Raw genomic sequence first — 17,466 nt, forward strand, 5'->3', positions numbered from 1 at the left:
AAGCGACTTTCATAATGAGCCTTCTCGTCTTCCCAGACCTTCAAGTCGTGACTGCTCAATTCTCGCTGTAATTCTGCATAAGTCTTCGCATCTTTAGCAATTAATCTTATATGAGATTCAGATTGTTCATAAACCTCTTTATACTGACAAAACCGTTCAAATTGTAAGGCCTTAGTACGAAACTCGCCCACACTACGGCATTCCGTCTGCTTCAACAATTCTTGTAATCGAGCTTCCCGCAGTCGTTTTTCCGCTTCCAATTCAGCAATACGGGCGTCCCCTTCGCGGCGTAGTCGCTCTTGTTCTTTAGCTACTTCAAGGTGAACTTGCACTGCTTGCCACTGTTTATATACTGCTTCCACTGCATCGGGCGTAACCTCTTTTTTTACAGACAGTTCCTTGAAGATCTGCTCTCCCCTATCGATCATACGACTTACACGCTGTTCCAGCTCGCTCCGTTCGCTCTCCCATTTAAGATTCGCTTCATACAAACGATGCCATGTCTCCCATAGATTATGAGCTTCGTTAAATCGGTTTAACGGCAAACGTGTAAATCCCGAATGACTCTGCCATGTGCGCCATGTCGATAAAGCTTCCTCCAACTGTTCCCGACGAGTTTTTCCTTCTTTTTGCCATTTATCATACAGAGCCAAATACATGTCCTGCTGTTCCCGTTCCCATGACTCACGGGTCGAGCGCGTCTGCCAATCCGTATATTCACGACGTAAAGCGTCCAAAGCGCCGGTCCACTCTTCAACACTTGCTGTTGAATCGAGATGGGGCGCATATTCTTCTGCAAAGGATTGCAGTCGACTCTGTGCCGCTTCCAAGTGAGCTTCCAACTCGCCAATTCTTTGAGGCCGATAGGATACGGCTTTATGACGTTTATGCCAAAGCACCGCACTGATACAGAAAAAAACAAGAGCCACTATATATAAATAGGATAAGTCTTCCGCGACGGCACCGCTCACCGCTGCAACGGTAACCGCTAGAGTGACAATCACGGAACCGGTCAATGCGCTGACGGACGGAGCCGGAGTCGCCTTAATCCATTCGAGCATTTCCGCAAGTCGGCGTTTCTCCGCTAAGGCATCGCGTGCAGCCCCCAGATTTTTTCCCAAGTCCTGCCACTGAATTTTTGTGCGGACAGGACCGGTGATTTTCCGTTCTTCCGTTCCGTCGACCGCCTTCGGCTTGGCAGCCTGCCATTTCTCCGTTTCTCGTTCCAGCCTTTCAGCTATCATAACGGCCTTCAAGCCCTCTTCCCAATCTACCCGGCGTGAAACCTCCCCGTCCGTCCATTCCCGCAAGGTACGTTCTATGCGATTGCAATCAAAACTGCGGTCCGTATGGGCATCGTCGTTTTCAGCCAACTTAGTCGCCATCTGTTTCCATTGGGCAATTTCTGCATGTAGACTTTCGATTTGAGGGGCCGCCGCCTTCCAACACTGTGCATCTTCAGGGACTTCATCCGTTTTTCCGTACGAGCGGCGGATGGACTCTATTTGTTCCGTAAAAGAAGCTATTTTCTCTTCCGTTTGAGCAAATTCCTTAGCTCCTTCGGGCGGAAATTGGGATACATCGGCCAATTCCTGCATATGATTCCACGCTTCACGACCGCGACGATATACCTGCCATGCGGAAATAGGCATAGAAATTCGTTCTAACTGCAACTTGATCTCTTCCGCTTCCAAGCGAATGCGCCGTTCTTCTTCGTGTGTTTTTTCCTCTTCCTTTTGCAAAGCGGCAAATTCTTCTTCATCATAAGCCAGACGATCAATACGCAAATCGTAATCTCGCTGTTGCGATAAAAGCTGATTAATCGGCTTTTTCCCTTGAACGGAAGCAACCAGTAAATCACTCATACGTCGTTGTAAATCACGACTCGTTGCCCCCAGGTTCATGCCGCTTTCAATGCTGAAAAAGCGACTGCGCACAGCTTCATTGGACAGGACCTTAAATCCTTGAAGATCTTCCAGCCCCATGGCAAAGATATTGTCATACGTTACACGTTCCAAGTCATGCCACCATAAACTGGCCGGCTCTTCATGAATAAGCACGTCTCCGTCAGCTATATAAGATTCCTTTTCGTTACGATAAATCCTATATTCCCGTCCGTTCTCCCGGCGAATATCCATGTGTCCGAAATAGCCTTTCCACTCACCTCTCAGGTAACCGAAAAACATGGAGCGAACGTATTTCATTAACGTCGTCTTACCGCTTTCATTACGACCGTGCATAACGATAAGCCCTTTTTCGGGAGGGTTCCACATGACATTATGATAAATGCCGAAGTCATCTAAATTCATTTGAATTATTTTCATTCGCTTACCCTCTACTTGTCTCCGTCAACTGCTGTACTCCGAACCATTTAGCCCGTTCAAAAGCGGCTATCAGACGCTCATCCGTAAGGTTTCTGCCATAGGCTCCGAGCCGCTCGAACTCAGGGCGATCTGTTAATATACGCCGCAAAAGTTCCGCTTTTTCAGCTGTCGGCAAGCCTTCTATCTGCTCGGCAATATTCAAAAAATCTCCGACGGTATCCGGTAACTGACTTCGCTCCGTTAAGTTAAGCTTCGGTCTGGCCTTATTCTTGACAGAAGTTACCATAATAAAAGCATATTTACCTTCTTCATCTTCTTGCCAGCTGTTTATCCAATATTGTACCGATTCAGCGTTATTAATAACGCGATACATACTCCCGGCACCGGTAAATTCTACAGTCAGAAATACGGGTTTTCCCGCCTGACGACGAATTTTTTCTTTTTCCAATCTAACCGCTTCCCGCAAAGCTGAAACCGACTCCAAGGTATCAATGGGGATACTCACAGTTTCCCACCGAGCGACAGACGTATCAACAAATTGCACGTTCGTCGTACCATAGGGGCCGGCTTCTACATAATAGCATCCGCGCGGACCGGTTTCCGTACAATCCAATCCCTGAGGATTGCCGGCGTAAACGACGTACGGCGATTCGCAAAGAATACCGTTCTTATGTACGTGTCCCAAGGCCCAGTAGTCCATACCGCTTTCTTTTAAATCAGTAAGGGAACACGGCGCATATGGTGAATCGGTACCGTCCACTTGTGTATGCAAAACACCGACGGCATAACGATCACCCGTTTGACGCCTCATGTCGCGCGACGCATTTTCACGTAACTCGCGACGTTCGTAACTGCGACCGTATATGGCAGCCAATTCTTCCCCTTCGACAATAAGAGGAATTCGTTCCGCTTTATCCGTCGAAAAAACGTGCACATTCGGCGGAAAAGGAATTTCCGCTTGCCAGGATATAGCCGGGTCATGATTACCGTAAGCGATAAATACGGGAATTTCATGTGCTGCCAAGGTGTGCAGGCGGCGTACAAAATCAAGTTGAGCCGTCAAATTGTGACTGGCACTGTTATATATGTCCCCCGAAATAATTAAGGCATGTACCCGTTTATCGATGGCCAACTGTACGATTTTATGAAAGGCTTTCAAGGTTGCATCCCCGACAATACGCTTCCAGCGATCTTCTAACGGGGCCAAACTGCGAAAGGGCGAACCTAGATGTAAATCGGCACAATGAATAAATCGAAATGTTTTAGCCATGAGTAACTCCTTCTGCCGTCCATGCCTCATGCAATGTTCTTACGGCATCTTCCAAATCGGCCTCTCGAATACGCGCAAAGGATAAAAAAAATACTTTTTTTGTACCTTCGCTGTATATTTCATAAAAACTTTTCATAGGCTTCACCAGGCACCCTTTTAAAATAGCCGCTTCTGTCAGTTCCTCTTCACTCAAAGATGACTCAAAAGCCAACCGCAGACGTACACCCGACCCGGTGCGATTCACTTCGGCACGGGGTCCGAAGTATTTTTTCAATAACGTTTCCGTCTGACGCCCTTTTTCCTGGTAAAGACGACGCAACCGCCGAGTTTGTTTCGCCATTTCACCGCTACGAATATACTCGGCTACTACACATTGTTCAGGCACGGATACACTTTGACGAAACAGCTCCTGCTCATGACGGTAAGCATAAATGAGCTCATCAGGCAAAATCATGTAACTTATGCGGACGAAAAAAGGCAATACTTTTGATAATGAGCCGAGGTAAACGACACGATTCGTCTCATCCGTACTTTTTAATGCCGGCACGGGACGTCCCTCGTAACGAAGTTCGCTATCGTAATCGTCTTCAATAATAAGTCCGTCCCGGGCTGCTGCCCAGCGTAACAATCCGCGACGACGTGCAACGGGCATGACCGAGCCCGTCGGAAACTGGTGAGACGGCGTAACGTAAACCATATTCGCCGCACTTGCGACCAATTTTGACTCATCGATTCCGTCATCGCCTACAGGTACGGGATAAACAGTATAGCCGCCGGATCGAAAAAGTTCTCTGGCCAAACGAAAGCCCGGCTCTTCTACGGCAATATTCGATGCCCCTTTTTGTTTCAACAAATATCCCAAAATACGCAAAAGCGCCGTAACACCGCTACCGATAACAATATGCTCCTTATCCGTATAAACGCCACGGGTTTCATACACATATCGACTCAACGCTTCCCTCAGAGCCGGGACCCCTTGTTCATCCTGCGCTTCGTTCAGCATGACCGGCTCGGAAAGCACACGATGCATATAACGACGCCATAATACTAAGGGAAACCCTTCCGCCCCTGCATCACCACTCGTAAAATCGTATAAAATACGACGTTTCTCCTCCACCGGGCACACCTGAAGTCCCCTAACCGCTGTCTCCTTATCACCTAAAAAGGCGGCCTCAAAACGAGCCTTACTTCGCCCTTGTATATAGCCTTCATTTGATAATTGAAAGTACGCTCTTTCAACCGTAAGTTTGCTGATTCCGACTCTCATAGCCAGGGCACGTATAGACGGTAACTTTGTTCCGGCCCGCATACGTCCGCTTTCGATTTCAGCCTTAAAGTATTCATAAACTTGTACATAATACGGTTTTTTCGATACTTTGTCGATTTGGAGCATTATTTTTCTTCACCTTCATAAAAGATATACCTATTGTAACGAAAAAAAAAGAGCCTGAAAAGGCTATATTTTTCCATTATTCGCTTCCTACGTAAACCTTTTTAATGGTTTGTTAAGTTGACCTTATGCTTTCTTTATTCTATACTGATTTCATGAATAAAACTGCACCCAGGAGGACCAGCATGGAGATTTCAAAATTATCCGCCTACACTCAGCGCATCTTAGGCGGTGGAGAGATAACGCCTGAAGAAGCACTTGAACTTTTGACCGTAAATGATGAAGACACCCCGTTATTAGCTGCTTTTGCCGATAAAATACGACAACATTTTTGCGGTAACGATGTCGATTGCTGCGCTATTGCCGCAGCCCGGTCCGGTAAATGCTCGGAAAACTGCAGTTTCTGTGCCCAATCGGCATTCCATCACGCAAATATCCCCGTTTTTCCTCTTATTTCTACAGAAGAAATTATCACTTGCGCCCGCAAGGCCAAGGCTGCCGGGGCCACTCGCTTTTCAATCGTCACGGGAGGTCGTTCTGTCGAACCGGGCCCCGACTTTGAAAATATTATAAGAGCCATCCCGGTCATTAGGGATACTATCGGTATTGAGATATGTTGCTCCTTGGGCCTGATTAACAAAACTCAGTTAAAGGCCTTAAAGGCTGCCGGCATTACCCGATACCACAGTAATATTGAAACAGCACCGTCCTATTTTCCCTCAATATGCACAACCCACACCTTTGCCGATAAGGAAAGAATGGTAAAAGAAGTGATAGCCGCAGGATTACGGCCCTGTTGCGGAGGTATTTTCGGCTTAGGAGAATCGCAACACCAGCGTATTGAAATGGCCTATACCTTAAAGCGCTTGGGTATCGACTCCGTCCCGGTCAATATTTTAAATCCTATAAAAGGGACTGCATTGGAAAATGTACAGCCCCCTTCACCTTGGGAAATTCTTCGTATTTTTTCAGTCCTTCGCTTTATTTTGCCGAAAGCTCAAATACGCACGGCCGGCGGACGGGAAATAAATCTCCGTTCCATGCAGGCCTATGCATTAACGGCCGGTGCCGACGGCCTTATGATCGGCGGCTATTTGACGACAAAAGGAAATGAAACTCACGTGGACCGTCAAATGTTGCAAGATTTAAATCGTCGCCCCGCTATTCCCTGTCTCTCATAACGATAGCCGCCGCAATAGCTGCCCCGACAAGGGACGAATTCTCCAAAAATTCGGGCAGAGCCTTCATTTCTTTCATATTTCCTGCCGCATTGTGAAAGCAGTTGAATGCCGCTTCCGTCATAACAGGCAGACAACCGCGTACACGCGTGCACACACTACCGTCAACAGCAATGGTTTGGTCGGGAACTTCTTCATGTCCGTACATATGAAGAAGCACGGCGGCTACGGCGGCTCCCATGAGTTGGGCCGAGCGAACAAAAACGGAAGCCCCCAGATTGCTCAATGCCTTCGTATCTTCAAAGGTAAGAATACGTCCCCATGCCGCCGACATGAGACGCCGTGTCTCCTGTGGCGATTCACTGCGAATCAGGTTCGCCAAGGTTTCAGTAGAAATGTGAGGAATTTGATCCGTTTTAAAATAAGCCATGACAAGGCGGCGAAAAATCCGTCCTAAATAAGCTCCGCTAAGCATTTTTTCCAAGAGATGCCGCCCGGGATGTTGGGTTTCTTTATCTACCGCCAAGTCCCAAGCAGAGCGGGTAAGACGAGAAAATTCACCGGCTTCCAAGTTGACAATCTCTTTTTTTCTATTGTCATAAAAACACATATTAAATCCCGTACCGCAAATAACGGCTACATTGCAAATTTCATTGGCATAAGCGGCCGTCAGCAAGGTAGCCGTCGTATCATTCAGTAAGGCTACCGGTCGGATAAGCGTGTACCCTCGGCGCTTCAAGGCTTCGGTCAGCAACTGATTCACATACTTCCCCTCGACTCCTGACGTTCCGATTTCCTTTACCCATGACAATAGTTTACCGTCTCCCAATTCATGTTGCTCTACAGCAAAGGAAAAAGTATGCCCCAATACATAATGCTTATTCTTATCAGCCACTTGGCTTACCAAGTCGGCCAACGCGTCGAATAGTTCTTCCACCGTTGCCGACTTACTTGTAAAGTCATGTTTCCCCGGTACAACCAATGGCATTTGTGCCTTCCGTTCAATAACATAATATCCCTTACCGGTCAGGAGAATACGGGCGGCGCGTAAGGTAGACCCGCCAAAATCGACGGCTATATATCGCCCGCCTTCACGACCGGTGGGTAATCCGATAAAGGTCCGATCGGCAGATAAGGACGACTCTTTTCCGGCTAACGCCGCTTCCATATCTTCTCGAAAGGCTGCCGTAAATTGATAGAGTGCTTCGTCAGATAAGCAAAAATCTTTACCTATGGCATACCATTCATTATTCTTTTCCATGGCGCTCCTCCTCTGTATGTATATTTTACCATAAAACGGTATTCCCAAAAGTCACCGAACCGGTAAATCTTGTGCAAGATTATAAATTGATATTATACATATGCTTTATTATAATTGTACGTAGAGTGAGTTCGTATCAGCGACCGCACGAAGGGGTACACCACCACGGGTGTATTTTTTCGTGCGTTTTTTTTGCGAAGAAGGGAGGTCCGTATGATTATTGTTAACGGCCAAGGTATTGACGAAAAGTCTCTGAAACTGTCCCATTGGCTGCTTTTAAATGACTATGATCGAGACCTTATTGCCGTCGAGCGAAACGGTTCCATTATAAAGCGAAACGACTATGACAAAACAGTCTTGCAAGACGGAGATACGGTAGAAATAGTTCAATTTGTCGGTGGGGGCTAATTTCCACATAAAAAGGAGTGTTGTATATGAACGCGGATACTTTATGTCTAGGCGGACACGAGTTTACATCAAGATTTATTTTAGGTTCCGGGAAATATTCGGTCAACTTGATTCACGCTGCTGTCACGGAAGGCGAAGCTGAAATTATTACCCTTGCCCTGCGACGGGCAGAAGCGGGGCCGAAAGATAATATTTTACATCATATTCCGCAAGGTATTACCTTATTGCCGAATACCTCCGGTGCCAGAACGGCTGAAGAAGCGGTACGCATTGCTCGTCTTTCCCGTGAAGTCGGCTGCGGTGACTTCATTAAAATCGAAATTATGAACGACAGTAAATATTTATTGCCCGACAACAACGAAACGATAAAAGCTACGAAACAATTGGTAGATGAGGGGTTTATTGTACTCCCTTATATGTACCCCGATTTATATGCCGCCCGTGAACTTCAAGCTGCCGGGGCATCAGCTGTCATGCCTTTAGGGGCTCCTATCGGAACCAATAAAGGTCTATGTACCAAAGAATTCATTAAAATACTTATTCGTGAAATTCCTCTTCCTGTCATTGTCGATGCCGGCATCGGCAAACCTTCGCAAGCTTGTGAAGCCATGGAATTAGGTGCTGCAGCTGTCATGGCCAACACGGGCATTGCTACGGCCCGCGACATTCCCCTTATGGCTAAAGCCTTTAAAGAAGCTATAAGAGCCGGGAGAAACGCTTATTTATCAGGTCTCGGTCCCGTCAGTGAGAATGCCGTGGCCTCCGATCCGCTAACGGGCTTTTTGGATTCTTAAGGAGGTAATCCCATGAAAAACGACCATATGGTTTATCAGCAGGGAATGGAAGTTATTGAATCCCGTATGCTGGACACGGTACTTCACTACCGCAATGCCTTTAACGACTCTGACTACACGTCAAAAGAAGTTGAAGTCGCTTTGTCTAGACCGATTTTGGAAATATCCGATCTCATGGCGCTGCTGTCTACAGCGGCTACTCCCTTTTTAGAAAAAATCGCACAACGAGCTAAAGACACTACGCGACGCCATTTCGGTAATTCCGTCTGTATCTTTACCCCTATGTATCTGGCCAACTACTGCGAAAATTATTGTATTTATTGCGGCTTTAATTCTCATAACACTATCCGACGCGCCAAATTATCGGATACGGAACTATGTCGAGAATACGAATCCGTAGCCGCTACGGGGCAAGAGGAAATTCTAATTCTCACAGGAGAAAGCCGGTCCATGTCCGACGTAGAATACATCGGACATGCCATAAAGAAAGCTCGTCAATACTTTCGCGTCATCGGCATTGAAATATACCCTGTCAATAGTGATGAATATGCTTATTTGCATCAATGCGGCGCCGACTATGTAACGGTATTCCAGGAGACTTACAACTCCGATAAATATGAAAAACTCCATTTAGCCGGACATAAACGAGTTTTCCCGTATCGCTTTTACGCTCAGGAACGGGCGCTTATGGGCGGTATGCGCGGTGTTGGGCTGGCCGCACTTCTCGGTCTGGATGATTGGCAAAAAGATGCCCTTTCCACAGCCATTCATGCAAGTCTTTTACAAAAGAAGTATCCGCATGCCGAAATTTCCCTTTCCTGTCCGCGTCTGCGTCCCATTATCAACAACGATAAAATCAACCCGAAAGATGTAGATGAACGAAGATTGGTGCAAATCATCTGTGCCTATCGTCTTTTTTTGCCCTTTGCATCTATTACCGTCTCCAGTCGAGAAAATGCAGTCTTTCGTAATAACATCATAAAAATTGCGGCGACAAAAGTTTCAGCCGGCGTTTGTGTCGGCATCGGCGGCCATATAGAAGCAGCGCCTCAAGCTAAGGGGGATGAACAATTCGAAATCTCCGATAATCGTTCATTCGAAGAAATGTACAAGGCTGTAAAAACAGCGGGTATGCAACCCGTTACCAGCGATTATATCTATCTTTAAATTCTGCGAGGACTACTCATGCCTATAATTACGGTAAACGGGTGCATGACAAAAACACCCGCCTCCACCCTATATGATTTCTACCGAGAACGCTACATGACCGGAACGACAGTTCTCGTTAACGGTTGTCCTTGCTCCGACAATATGACACTAAAAGACGGAGACGATATTACATTCGTCACCGCGACGTCCGTTCCTTCACAAGAAGATATAATAACGGGACTTTGCCGGCGTCACACCCAAGCCATTCAGGAAAAGTTGAGTAAGGCGGATATCACCATTGCCGGCTTAGGCGGCCTCGGTTCTCATATTGCCGTCCATTTGTGTCGTAGCGGTATCGGAACTTTACGACTGTATGACTTTGACAAGGTAGATTTATGCAACTTAAATCGCCAATCATATTTCTTATCCGACATAGGCTCTTATAAAACCGAAGCCTTGTCCAACCAATTACGCCTCATTAATCCCTATCTTAGAGTCTACACGAAAACGGTTCGCCTTACACGAAACAACATTCCTTCCTTGTGTTCTTGTTCCCCCATCGTCATTGAAGCCTTTGATGACCCGAAAGCCAAGGCCTTATTGGTTAATACGGTCTTAAGCGAATTGGAAGATACGATAGTGATCAGCGCTTCAGGAATGTCGGGCTACGGTAGAAGTAATGATATTCGCACACGACGAATTTCTTCACGTTTATACGTCTGCGGCGACGAGACACCCCGCCCGGCAAGCGGTGGCGGACTCATGTCAGCTCGCGTGGCCATCTGTGCCGCTCACGAAGCCAACTTAGCAATTCAGATCTGCATTGAAAAAGAGCCGTAATTCGCTTCAAAAAATTAAAGTCAAAGCATACTTGACTTATATCTCTTCATGTAAAGTGTATCTTTACTATTTAATATACGTTTAACGCATGGTTTGATTGACTATGTACGCATATTACAGTATAGTAATAATTGAAATAATGAATGTTCGGTATTCTTAATTATTATTTATATAGCGATTTTTATTCTATTATTTTGAGGAGCGAATCATGCGAAAAGTCATTGCAATTACCAATAGGCACCTTGTACATAGGGATTATTGGGATCAACTGGAACAAATCGTAGCGTCTCCCGTCGAATCTCTCGTACTCCGTGAAAAAGATCTCAGCGAAGATGAATATATTGATTACGCAAAGAAAGCATTAAGTTTATGCAATATACATGGTAAGCAATGCATCCTGCATAACTTCGGTCGGGTTGCCGTACGCCTGCATATTCCTCGCTTTCAGTGTTCTCTCGACTATTTAAAAACGCATACATCCATCAGCTATTATATGTCCACCTTAGGCGTATCCGTTCATACAGCTGAAGAAGCCCATGAAGCCGAAAAGCTCGGAGCCACGTATGTCATTGCGGGGCATGTCTTCCGTACGCCGTCAAAGGAAGCTTATTCACCTATCGGAGTTTCTACGGTTAAAGACATCTGTAACGCCGTATCCGTTCCCGTCTATGCCTTAGGCGGAGTGAATCCGACTACAGTAGGTGAGTTGAATGCCACCCCCGTCAAAGGAATCGCTTTAATGTCGGGCCTTATGGAAAGTAATGATATTCCTTCTTATGTCGCCAGTCTTCAAGTCTAATATGATTTCAGCACTGTCAAACAACTCTGTAATATAAAACGACTCGAATCATTTAAATTCGAGTCGTTTTTTCATATATAAATCCGAACGCTACTATACACAGTAGGTTTCCTTCTTTACTTGTCAAAATAAGGGATTTATTGTAGAATATTTTCAGATATTAAACGATATGTTGTATTTTGACGTAAGAAGCAGGGAGATGGCCTTATGAAAACACGTTGCATTGAATTAAGCCGATTTGAAAGCGAAATACTCCGCGAATATATTCCCGTTGCTTCAGAGCGTCCTTTACCGGCAACTTTATGCCGTTCTATTTATCGTCGCTTGGAAGGCCTTCCCGTCTTTGAATCTAACGATATTTCCGGTCATGCACATACAGTCATATCGTCTCATCATGTTCGAGTCACCAAAGCGGTTAACGAATAACCCCATTATCCGAAAGTCCCCGTATCGACATAGTCAATGCGGGGACTTTTGTATTGTTTACAGACTATATTTACTTACTTTTTTCCACTTCTGCCGACAATCGTTCAGCAATAGCCTTACCGGTTTCGGTCTTAGCCAAGCCGCCGTCCGCCGTTTCTTTCAAGGATACAGGCAGTAAGCGCCCTATTTCATCCATAGCCGCAATAACTTCATCCGGCGGAATAACACTACGCACACCGGCCAAAGCCATTTCCGCTGCCGTCAGAGCAATGACTGCAAAAACGCCGTTTCTTTTAACACAAGGAACTTCTACCAATCCGGCAACGGGATCACACGCAAGGCCCAATATATTTTTCATAGCCAAGGCAAAGGCTTGTAATACCTCATCATTCGTCCCGCCCATGAGTTCCGCGACGGCGGCAGCCGCCATTGCGGCTGCCGATCCGCATTCAGCCTGGCAACCGCCGACAGCTCCTGCAACAGATGCGTTACGAGCTACGACAGCCCCTATACCGGCTGCCGTAAAGAGGGGATTTAAGCAATCATCATCTGTAAATCCCTCCGTTTCGGCTACAGCAATGACAGCGGCGGGCAAGATTCCGCACGAACCGGCAGTAGGACATGCGACAATCTTAAACATTTTGGCATTAGCCTCATTAATAGCCACTGCATAAGTAGCAGCTTTGTGAGCGGCCGTCCCCAAGAGACGGGGGCCTTTGGCAGCCATTTTCGCTGCATCACCGCCCACAAGACCGCTTACGGATTTGCCTGTATCTTCTAAACCCGATTTAATAGATTCATGAAAGACGGTCAATCGTTCCGCCATCGTCTCCCGAACTTCTTCGACCGTACGCTCCGATGTTTCCGTTTCATGTCGAAGCGCCGCTTCGGAAAGAGTAATTCCGTGCTTTCGGGCCACATACGCTAATTCTTGTAACGTTGTATATTCGTATGTATACATATAAGACTCCTATAACGGCAAAACGGTAATAACATTATTAACGCCGTCTATTTTTTTTATTTCTTCTACCGATTCATTCGGGACTCGGCCATCTGTCGCAATAATCATAACAGCCCGTTCATTTCTGCCGCTTCGAAATACTCGCATAGTCGAAACATTGATGCCCTTCATTGCCAGTAACGTAGAAACTCGGGCAATAATCCCGGGTTTATCGTGATGAAAAGTCATTAATGTATGGTCTTCACCCGTTAAAACAGCTTCAAACCCGTTGATTTCACGTATTTCTATCTTTCCGCCGCCTAAAGATACGCCGAGCACTTCCAAGACCCGACTATCTTCACCGGTCAGGCGAATTCTTACTGTATTAGGATGCCTTACTTCCGCATCCGACGGATGCAGATTAATCTCTACATGCCGTTCTTTCGCAATCTCAAAAGACGTTCTCAAGCGTACGTCATCGGCCCCTATACCGAGTATACCGGCGACTAAGGCTCTATCCGTGCCGTGTCCCCGATACGTTTTAGCAAATGATCCGTATACGATAATATCGGCTTTTTTCGGTTCTTCCTGAAAAATATGACGGGCCATCAGGCCGATGCGTGCCGCACCGGCCGTATGTGAACTGGACGGGCCGATCATAATCGGTCCGATAATATCAAACATACTCATACAGTTTTCCCCTTATATAAAAATCTCTTTTCCTAAGCGCGAACTGTAAATAATCATTTCCTTTACCTTCCTTTGACTGATTTGTTCAACAGCCAGCTTATATAAGTTTAACTGCACGGCATACCGTTTCTTGAACGCCTCTGCCGTACTCAGTCTATCCGTTTTGTAATCGACAATGATCCACTCGTCACCTTCGACAAAGAGGCAATCTACAACACCTTGGACGAGAATTTTCTCACCTTCGACACTACTTACTTTATCGCTATCTGCTAAAAAAGTAAATCCGTATTCTCGCCGCACGTCGGGCGAGGCCTGAATTCTGGCTGCCAAGCGTGACTCGGCAAAGCGATATAAATCATTCATACGCAGGCGTGACAATTCTTCAGACGTAAAGCGACCGCTATTTTTCCAGCCTTCTATCTGTTCTACAATATTTTCCTTGGTGAGGTCGGCAAAGTCCAAAAGCTGCACAGCCTTATGAAATACCGTACCGGCAAAGGTCGGTGACTGCGAGGCTTTCTCACATAGCCAAGGCGGTCGAGTCAACCCGTTTTCATCGTCTTCAACACCTGTCGAAAAGAGATGCTCCCCTTCCTGCAACAGGTCCTCTTCTTCTGTCGATTCAGCCATACGCCGTTTAATTTCCGAAACGGACAGTTTAGCTACCGTGCGCGTTGCCGCCTCAAAGGGATAGGTAAAGGACAAGGCCTCATCAAGCCAGGCCGGAATAGCCGTCCCCGTAGGCATATCGGCCCTTACGGCTTCTAAATGGGCTTCTTCCGGTCTCCGTATATCCGCCATTGCTCTACCGGCATCTATAGGGTTCGTATGCACGGTCACCTGCCAGACTCCGGCATGAACAAATTCAGAGTTCTCATCACTTGCCGTCAAAACGGTCACATCGGGCAACTTCCTCAACAAGGGCGGCAAAATCCAATCCAAGTATGAGGTCCCCGCTTCGGCATGTACATCGTTGCGGAATCGTTCCAATCGATCATAGAGACAATCCGCATTCTTACTACCTCGGCTTTTTACGGTTCCTACCAGAATCAGCCTATTCTTGGCACGAGTCATGGCAACATATAAAAGCCGTTCTTCTTCAGCTCGATTTTCCCAAACTGTCCGTTCCTTTATACCGTTATGTGCCAGCGTCGGCCAAGTCATTCTCCACTTGGCATCAAAGGCGCGGATACCGATGCCGAGCTCCTTGTGATACAATACAGGCTCCTGTTCATCCTTTTTATTAAATGTCTTTTCCGTATTCACAAGGAACACGACGGGAAACTCCAGGCCCTTACTCTTATGAATCGTCATAATTCGTACGACGTCTTCTTCTTCTCCGACAACGCGAGCCGGTGCCAAGTCGAGGCCCTTCTTTTTCATGCGTTCAATGAATTTCAAGAAACGGAAGAGACCGCGGAATCCGGCCCGTTCATACTGACCGGCCCGCTCGTAGAGAGCTTCCAGATTGGCCCGTCGTAAATCACCGTTCTTCATGGCCGCCACATAGTCTATATATGACGTTTCTTCATAAATGCGCCGCAGCAGCTCGGCCACGCCGGCACGACGACTGTACGTACGCCACGCATCGAGGCGGAGCAAAAATTCGCTCAGACGTTCCTTGCGTACACTGTCATGTAATCCCGCCGTATACGCTTCCAGAGCATCTACCAAATAGCCGTCCCTATACATGCGAATCTCCGCCAAGGTAGCTTCATTTATGCCGACTATGGGCGAGCGCAGGACAGCAGCCAATTCAATATCCCGACAAGGGTTATCGATACACGCCAACAATGCCGTCATAAGTCGCACTTCCGTTACATTAAAGTAACCGCCTTTTTGTTCCGCATAAGCGGGAATACCCGCATCCTGTAAAACTGTTAGGAGATCTTCTGCTTTGCGACTCACGGAGCGCAATAAAACAACAATATCCTTATATTGTAAAGACGGGTCAGCCGCTTTTAACTCTCCGATACGAGCTGCCACAAAGCGGCATTGTCTTATAAACGACGACTCTTCCACACTGTCATCATCGCCGTCCGACTCTTCGCCTCCGTCGGTTTCAAGCGATTCATACGTCGTTACTTCATCTAAGATATGCAATTCCGCCACGCCCGGTTCATCGTCCGTCCGCCCGACATACAGCTTTTCATTGTCACCGTAATCCATACCCGTCACCTCTTTAGTCATGGCGTACGAGAAAATATCGTTTACCGCTTCAATAACGGCGGGAGCGCTGCGGAAGTTCATGGATAAATCGATACACCTATTGACTGCTTCGGCACGACGTTCGAAGGTCATATATTTTTCCAAAAACAAGGTGGGGTCCGCCAAACGGAAGCGATAGATACTCTGCTTAATATCCCCGACCATAAAGCGATTTGTGCCGTCGGATACCAAGGTAGTTATCAATTCCTGCACACCGTTCGTATCCTGATACTCGTCAATAAGAATTTCCTTAAAGGTACTTCTCATTTCCTTAGCGGCGGCCGACGGAAGAACCTCGCCCGTTTGCTCATCACGAACAGTCAGAATTTGCAGACAATAATGTTCTAAATCTCCGAAATCAAGCCAATTTTTTTCACGTTTCGCCGCGTTGTACGCCTTATAAAAGTCGCGAATTAAACCGGATAGGGCCGACATGGTATGACCGGCTTGTATTAAATCGTCAACCCATTGTTTCGACGTCTTTGTAAAATAGGTATCCCGAATCTTTTTGACCGTATCTTTGGCCTTGTCACGATGAGCCTTACAATCATTCCAGGCATCGGCAATATCGGCGACCAAATTTCTCATAGACTTTAATCGGCCAAAATCAAAATCGCTGAAAAAGTCCTCCATGCGACTCCACGATTTGATTTCACTTGCCGCTTTAAAGCTGTTTCTTTCTTCTTTAAACCGCTCGTACTGCCCGTTTAATCCCTCTACATATTCCAAGATTTTAAGGCTTTCATCATATTCGTCAGCGCAACGACTAAGGGCCGAGCGAATATTTGCCAAAATAGGAGACGCCCACGGCAATGAGCCGAGGTCGGTACTCGAATCCACCTTTTCGTACGCAGCCGTCGCTTCTTCAAGCCATTGTAAGGGCCACGGTTGGCTGCGAATGTATTCATATGCCTTCATAACGATTTCCGTCAATCCCGCGTCACCGCGATCATTGCCGAAAACATCCGTCAGTGCCGTCATCGTGCGGACTTTTTCTTCATCTTCATAATAAAAAAGAGCTACATCGTCCCATACAGACTGCTTCAAAAGTTCCAACTCTTCCGTACCGGCAATCGTGAATTGAGGGTCCAAATCAATCGTATAAAACCGGGTGCGCAACACATACTGACAAAAGGCATGAAAGGTTGAAATACGGGCTGACGGTAGCAAGGCCGCCTGTCTTCGTGCCGATTCTCTTACGGCAACAGACAAGTTTTCGTCTTCAGCAACCTTAATCAAAGCCGTCCCTATTCGTTCCCGCATTTCTCCGGCCGCCGCCTTCGTAAAGGTAACTACCATAATCTCCGTAATATCCGTCGGATTGTCTACGTCAATTAAGCGACGAATAATTCGTTCTACCAGTACGGCCGTCTTTCCCGATCCGGCGGCTGCGGACAAGAGCAGGTTCTGATTTCTGCTCGTAATCGCCTTTTCCTGTGCTTCAGTCCACGCCATCTTGTCCGCCCTCCTTCACTATTACCGTATCCGGAAATAAATCTTCTATACTTAAATCCCCCAAATAATTCCATGAGTTCCCGTCTTCAGCCGTTACGTCGAAACGACATAAGGCGGCATAGGGGCAATAGGTACAGGCCTTGTCTTCATTGGAAGAACCCCAGCGGGCAGGATAAATATCGATACAGCCACCCGTCAATTCGCTTGCCGATCGGCAGGCCGCCGCTTCCACCAACCTCAGCAACCTGTACCACTCTGCTTCATCACTTACATTGGCCGCCTTTTTCAAGGTTCCGTCATTGTTTATTTTCAATCCCGAATAGGGCGACGCAGC

At 46.8% G+C, this 17,466-nt stretch carries 15 protein-coding genes; 7 read left to right on the forward strand and 8 right to left on the reverse strand.

The features are described from left to right. The 3 genes from PGX78_RS02045 to pdxR all read right to left on the reverse strand — a co-directional run. Positions 1-2,324: AAA family ATPase (locus tag PGX78_RS02045; RefSeq protein WP_270445181.1), on the reverse strand; the 2,324-nt coding region annotated here is incomplete at its 3' end. A 4-nt stretch (positions 2,325-2,328) separates the two neighbouring features. Further along, positions 2,329-3,594 (reverse strand): metallophosphoesterase family protein, encoded by a 1,266-nt coding sequence (locus PGX78_RS02050; protein WP_270445182.1) that lies wholly within the window; start codon positions 3,592-3,594, stop codon positions 2,329-2,331. Beyond that, entirely contained in the window at positions 3,587-4,987 is a 1,401-nt protein-coding gene (gene pdxR / locus PGX78_RS02055; protein WP_270445183.1) for a MocR-like pyridoxine biosynthesis transcription factor PdxR, read from the reverse strand. Before pdxR ends, PGX78_RS02050 begins: the two co-directional genes overlap by 8 nt. A 182-nt stretch (positions 4,988-5,169) precedes the next feature. Between pdxR and bioB the strand changes: the two genes are divergently transcribed. After that, complete coding sequence (gene bioB / locus PGX78_RS02060) at positions 5,170-6,165, forward strand: biotin synthase BioB (protein WP_270445184.1); 996 nt, start codon at positions 5,170-5,172, stop codon at positions 6,163-6,165. Here bioB and PGX78_RS02065 read toward each other — a convergent pair. After that, positions 6,146-7,423 (reverse strand): hexokinase, encoded by a 1,278-nt coding sequence (locus tag PGX78_RS02065; RefSeq protein ID WP_270445185.1) that lies wholly within the window; start codon positions 7,421-7,423, stop codon positions 6,146-6,148. The two genes, bioB and PGX78_RS02065, sit on opposite strands and share 20 nt — an antisense overlap. A gap of 213 nt (positions 7,424-7,636) precedes the next feature. Between PGX78_RS02065 and thiS the strand changes: the two genes are divergently transcribed. From thiS to PGX78_RS02095, 6 genes are all read left to right on the forward strand, one after another. Next, positions 7,637-7,831: a sulfur carrier protein ThiS gene (gene thiS / locus PGX78_RS02070; RefSeq protein WP_270445186.1), complete on the forward strand. Its 195-nt coding sequence runs from the start codon at positions 7,637-7,639 to the stop codon at positions 7,829-7,831. A 26-nt stretch (positions 7,832-7,857) separates the two neighbouring features. Next, entirely contained in the window at positions 7,858-8,625 is a 768-nt protein-coding gene (locus tag PGX78_RS02075; protein WP_270445187.1) for a thiazole synthase, read from the forward strand. Positions 8,626-8,637: 12 nt separating this feature from the next. Beyond that, positions 8,638-9,792: a 2-iminoacetate synthase ThiH gene (gene thiH / locus PGX78_RS02080; RefSeq protein ID WP_270445188.1), complete on the forward strand. Its 1,155-nt coding sequence runs from the start codon at positions 8,638-8,640 to the stop codon at positions 9,790-9,792. An 18-nt stretch (positions 9,793-9,810) separates the two neighbouring features. Continuing rightward, a complete protein-coding gene (gene thiF / locus PGX78_RS02085; protein WP_270445189.1) occupies positions 9,811-10,614 on the forward strand; it encodes a sulfur carrier protein ThiS adenylyltransferase ThiF in 804 nt (267 codons plus the stop codon). Between the two features lie 208 nt (positions 10,615-10,822). Beyond that, a complete protein-coding gene (locus tag PGX78_RS02090; RefSeq protein WP_270445190.1) occupies positions 10,823-11,413 on the forward strand; it encodes a thiamine phosphate synthase in 591 nt (196 codons plus the stop codon). A gap of 207 nt (positions 11,414-11,620) precedes the next feature. Continuing rightward, on the forward strand, positions 11,621-11,839 hold the full coding sequence (locus PGX78_RS02095; RefSeq protein ID WP_270445191.1) for a hypothetical protein: 219 nt from the start codon (positions 11,621-11,623) through the stop codon (positions 11,837-11,839). A 70-nt stretch (positions 11,840-11,909) separates the two neighbouring features. Here PGX78_RS02095 and sdaAA read toward each other — a convergent pair whose 3' ends face one another. From sdaAA to PGX78_RS02115, 4 genes are all read right to left on the reverse strand, one after another. Then, positions 11,910-12,800 carry an L-serine ammonia-lyase, iron-sulfur-dependent, subunit alpha gene (sdaAA, locus tag PGX78_RS02100; RefSeq protein WP_270445192.1) on the reverse strand — a complete coding sequence of 297 codons (891 nt, stop codon included), beginning with the start codon at positions 12,798-12,800 and terminating at the stop codon, positions 11,910-11,912. 9 nt (positions 12,801-12,809) lie between these two features. Further along, positions 12,810-13,469, reverse strand: coding sequence for an L-serine ammonia-lyase, iron-sulfur-dependent subunit beta (gene sdaAB / locus PGX78_RS02105; protein ID WP_270445193.1), 660 nt, complete (start codon positions 13,467-13,469; stop codon positions 12,810-12,812). 12 nt (positions 13,470-13,481) lie between these two features. Continuing rightward, on the reverse strand, positions 13,482-17,132 hold the full coding sequence (addA, locus tag PGX78_RS02110; protein WP_270445194.1) for a helicase-exonuclease AddAB subunit AddA: 3,651 nt from the start codon (positions 17,130-17,132) through the stop codon (positions 13,482-13,484). After that, positions 17,119-17,466, reverse strand: a 348-nt coding sequence (locus tag PGX78_RS02115; protein WP_270445195.1) for a PD-(D/E)XK nuclease family protein, incomplete at its 5' end; no start/stop codon positions are given. The genes PGX78_RS02115 and addA, both read right to left, overlap by 14 nt.

The sequence above is a fragment of the Megasphaera sp. AF13-6AC genome, assembly GCF_027685385.1.
Classification (GTDB): domain Bacteria; phylum Bacillota; class Negativicutes; order Veillonellales; family Megasphaeraceae; genus Megasphaera; species Megasphaera micronuciformis.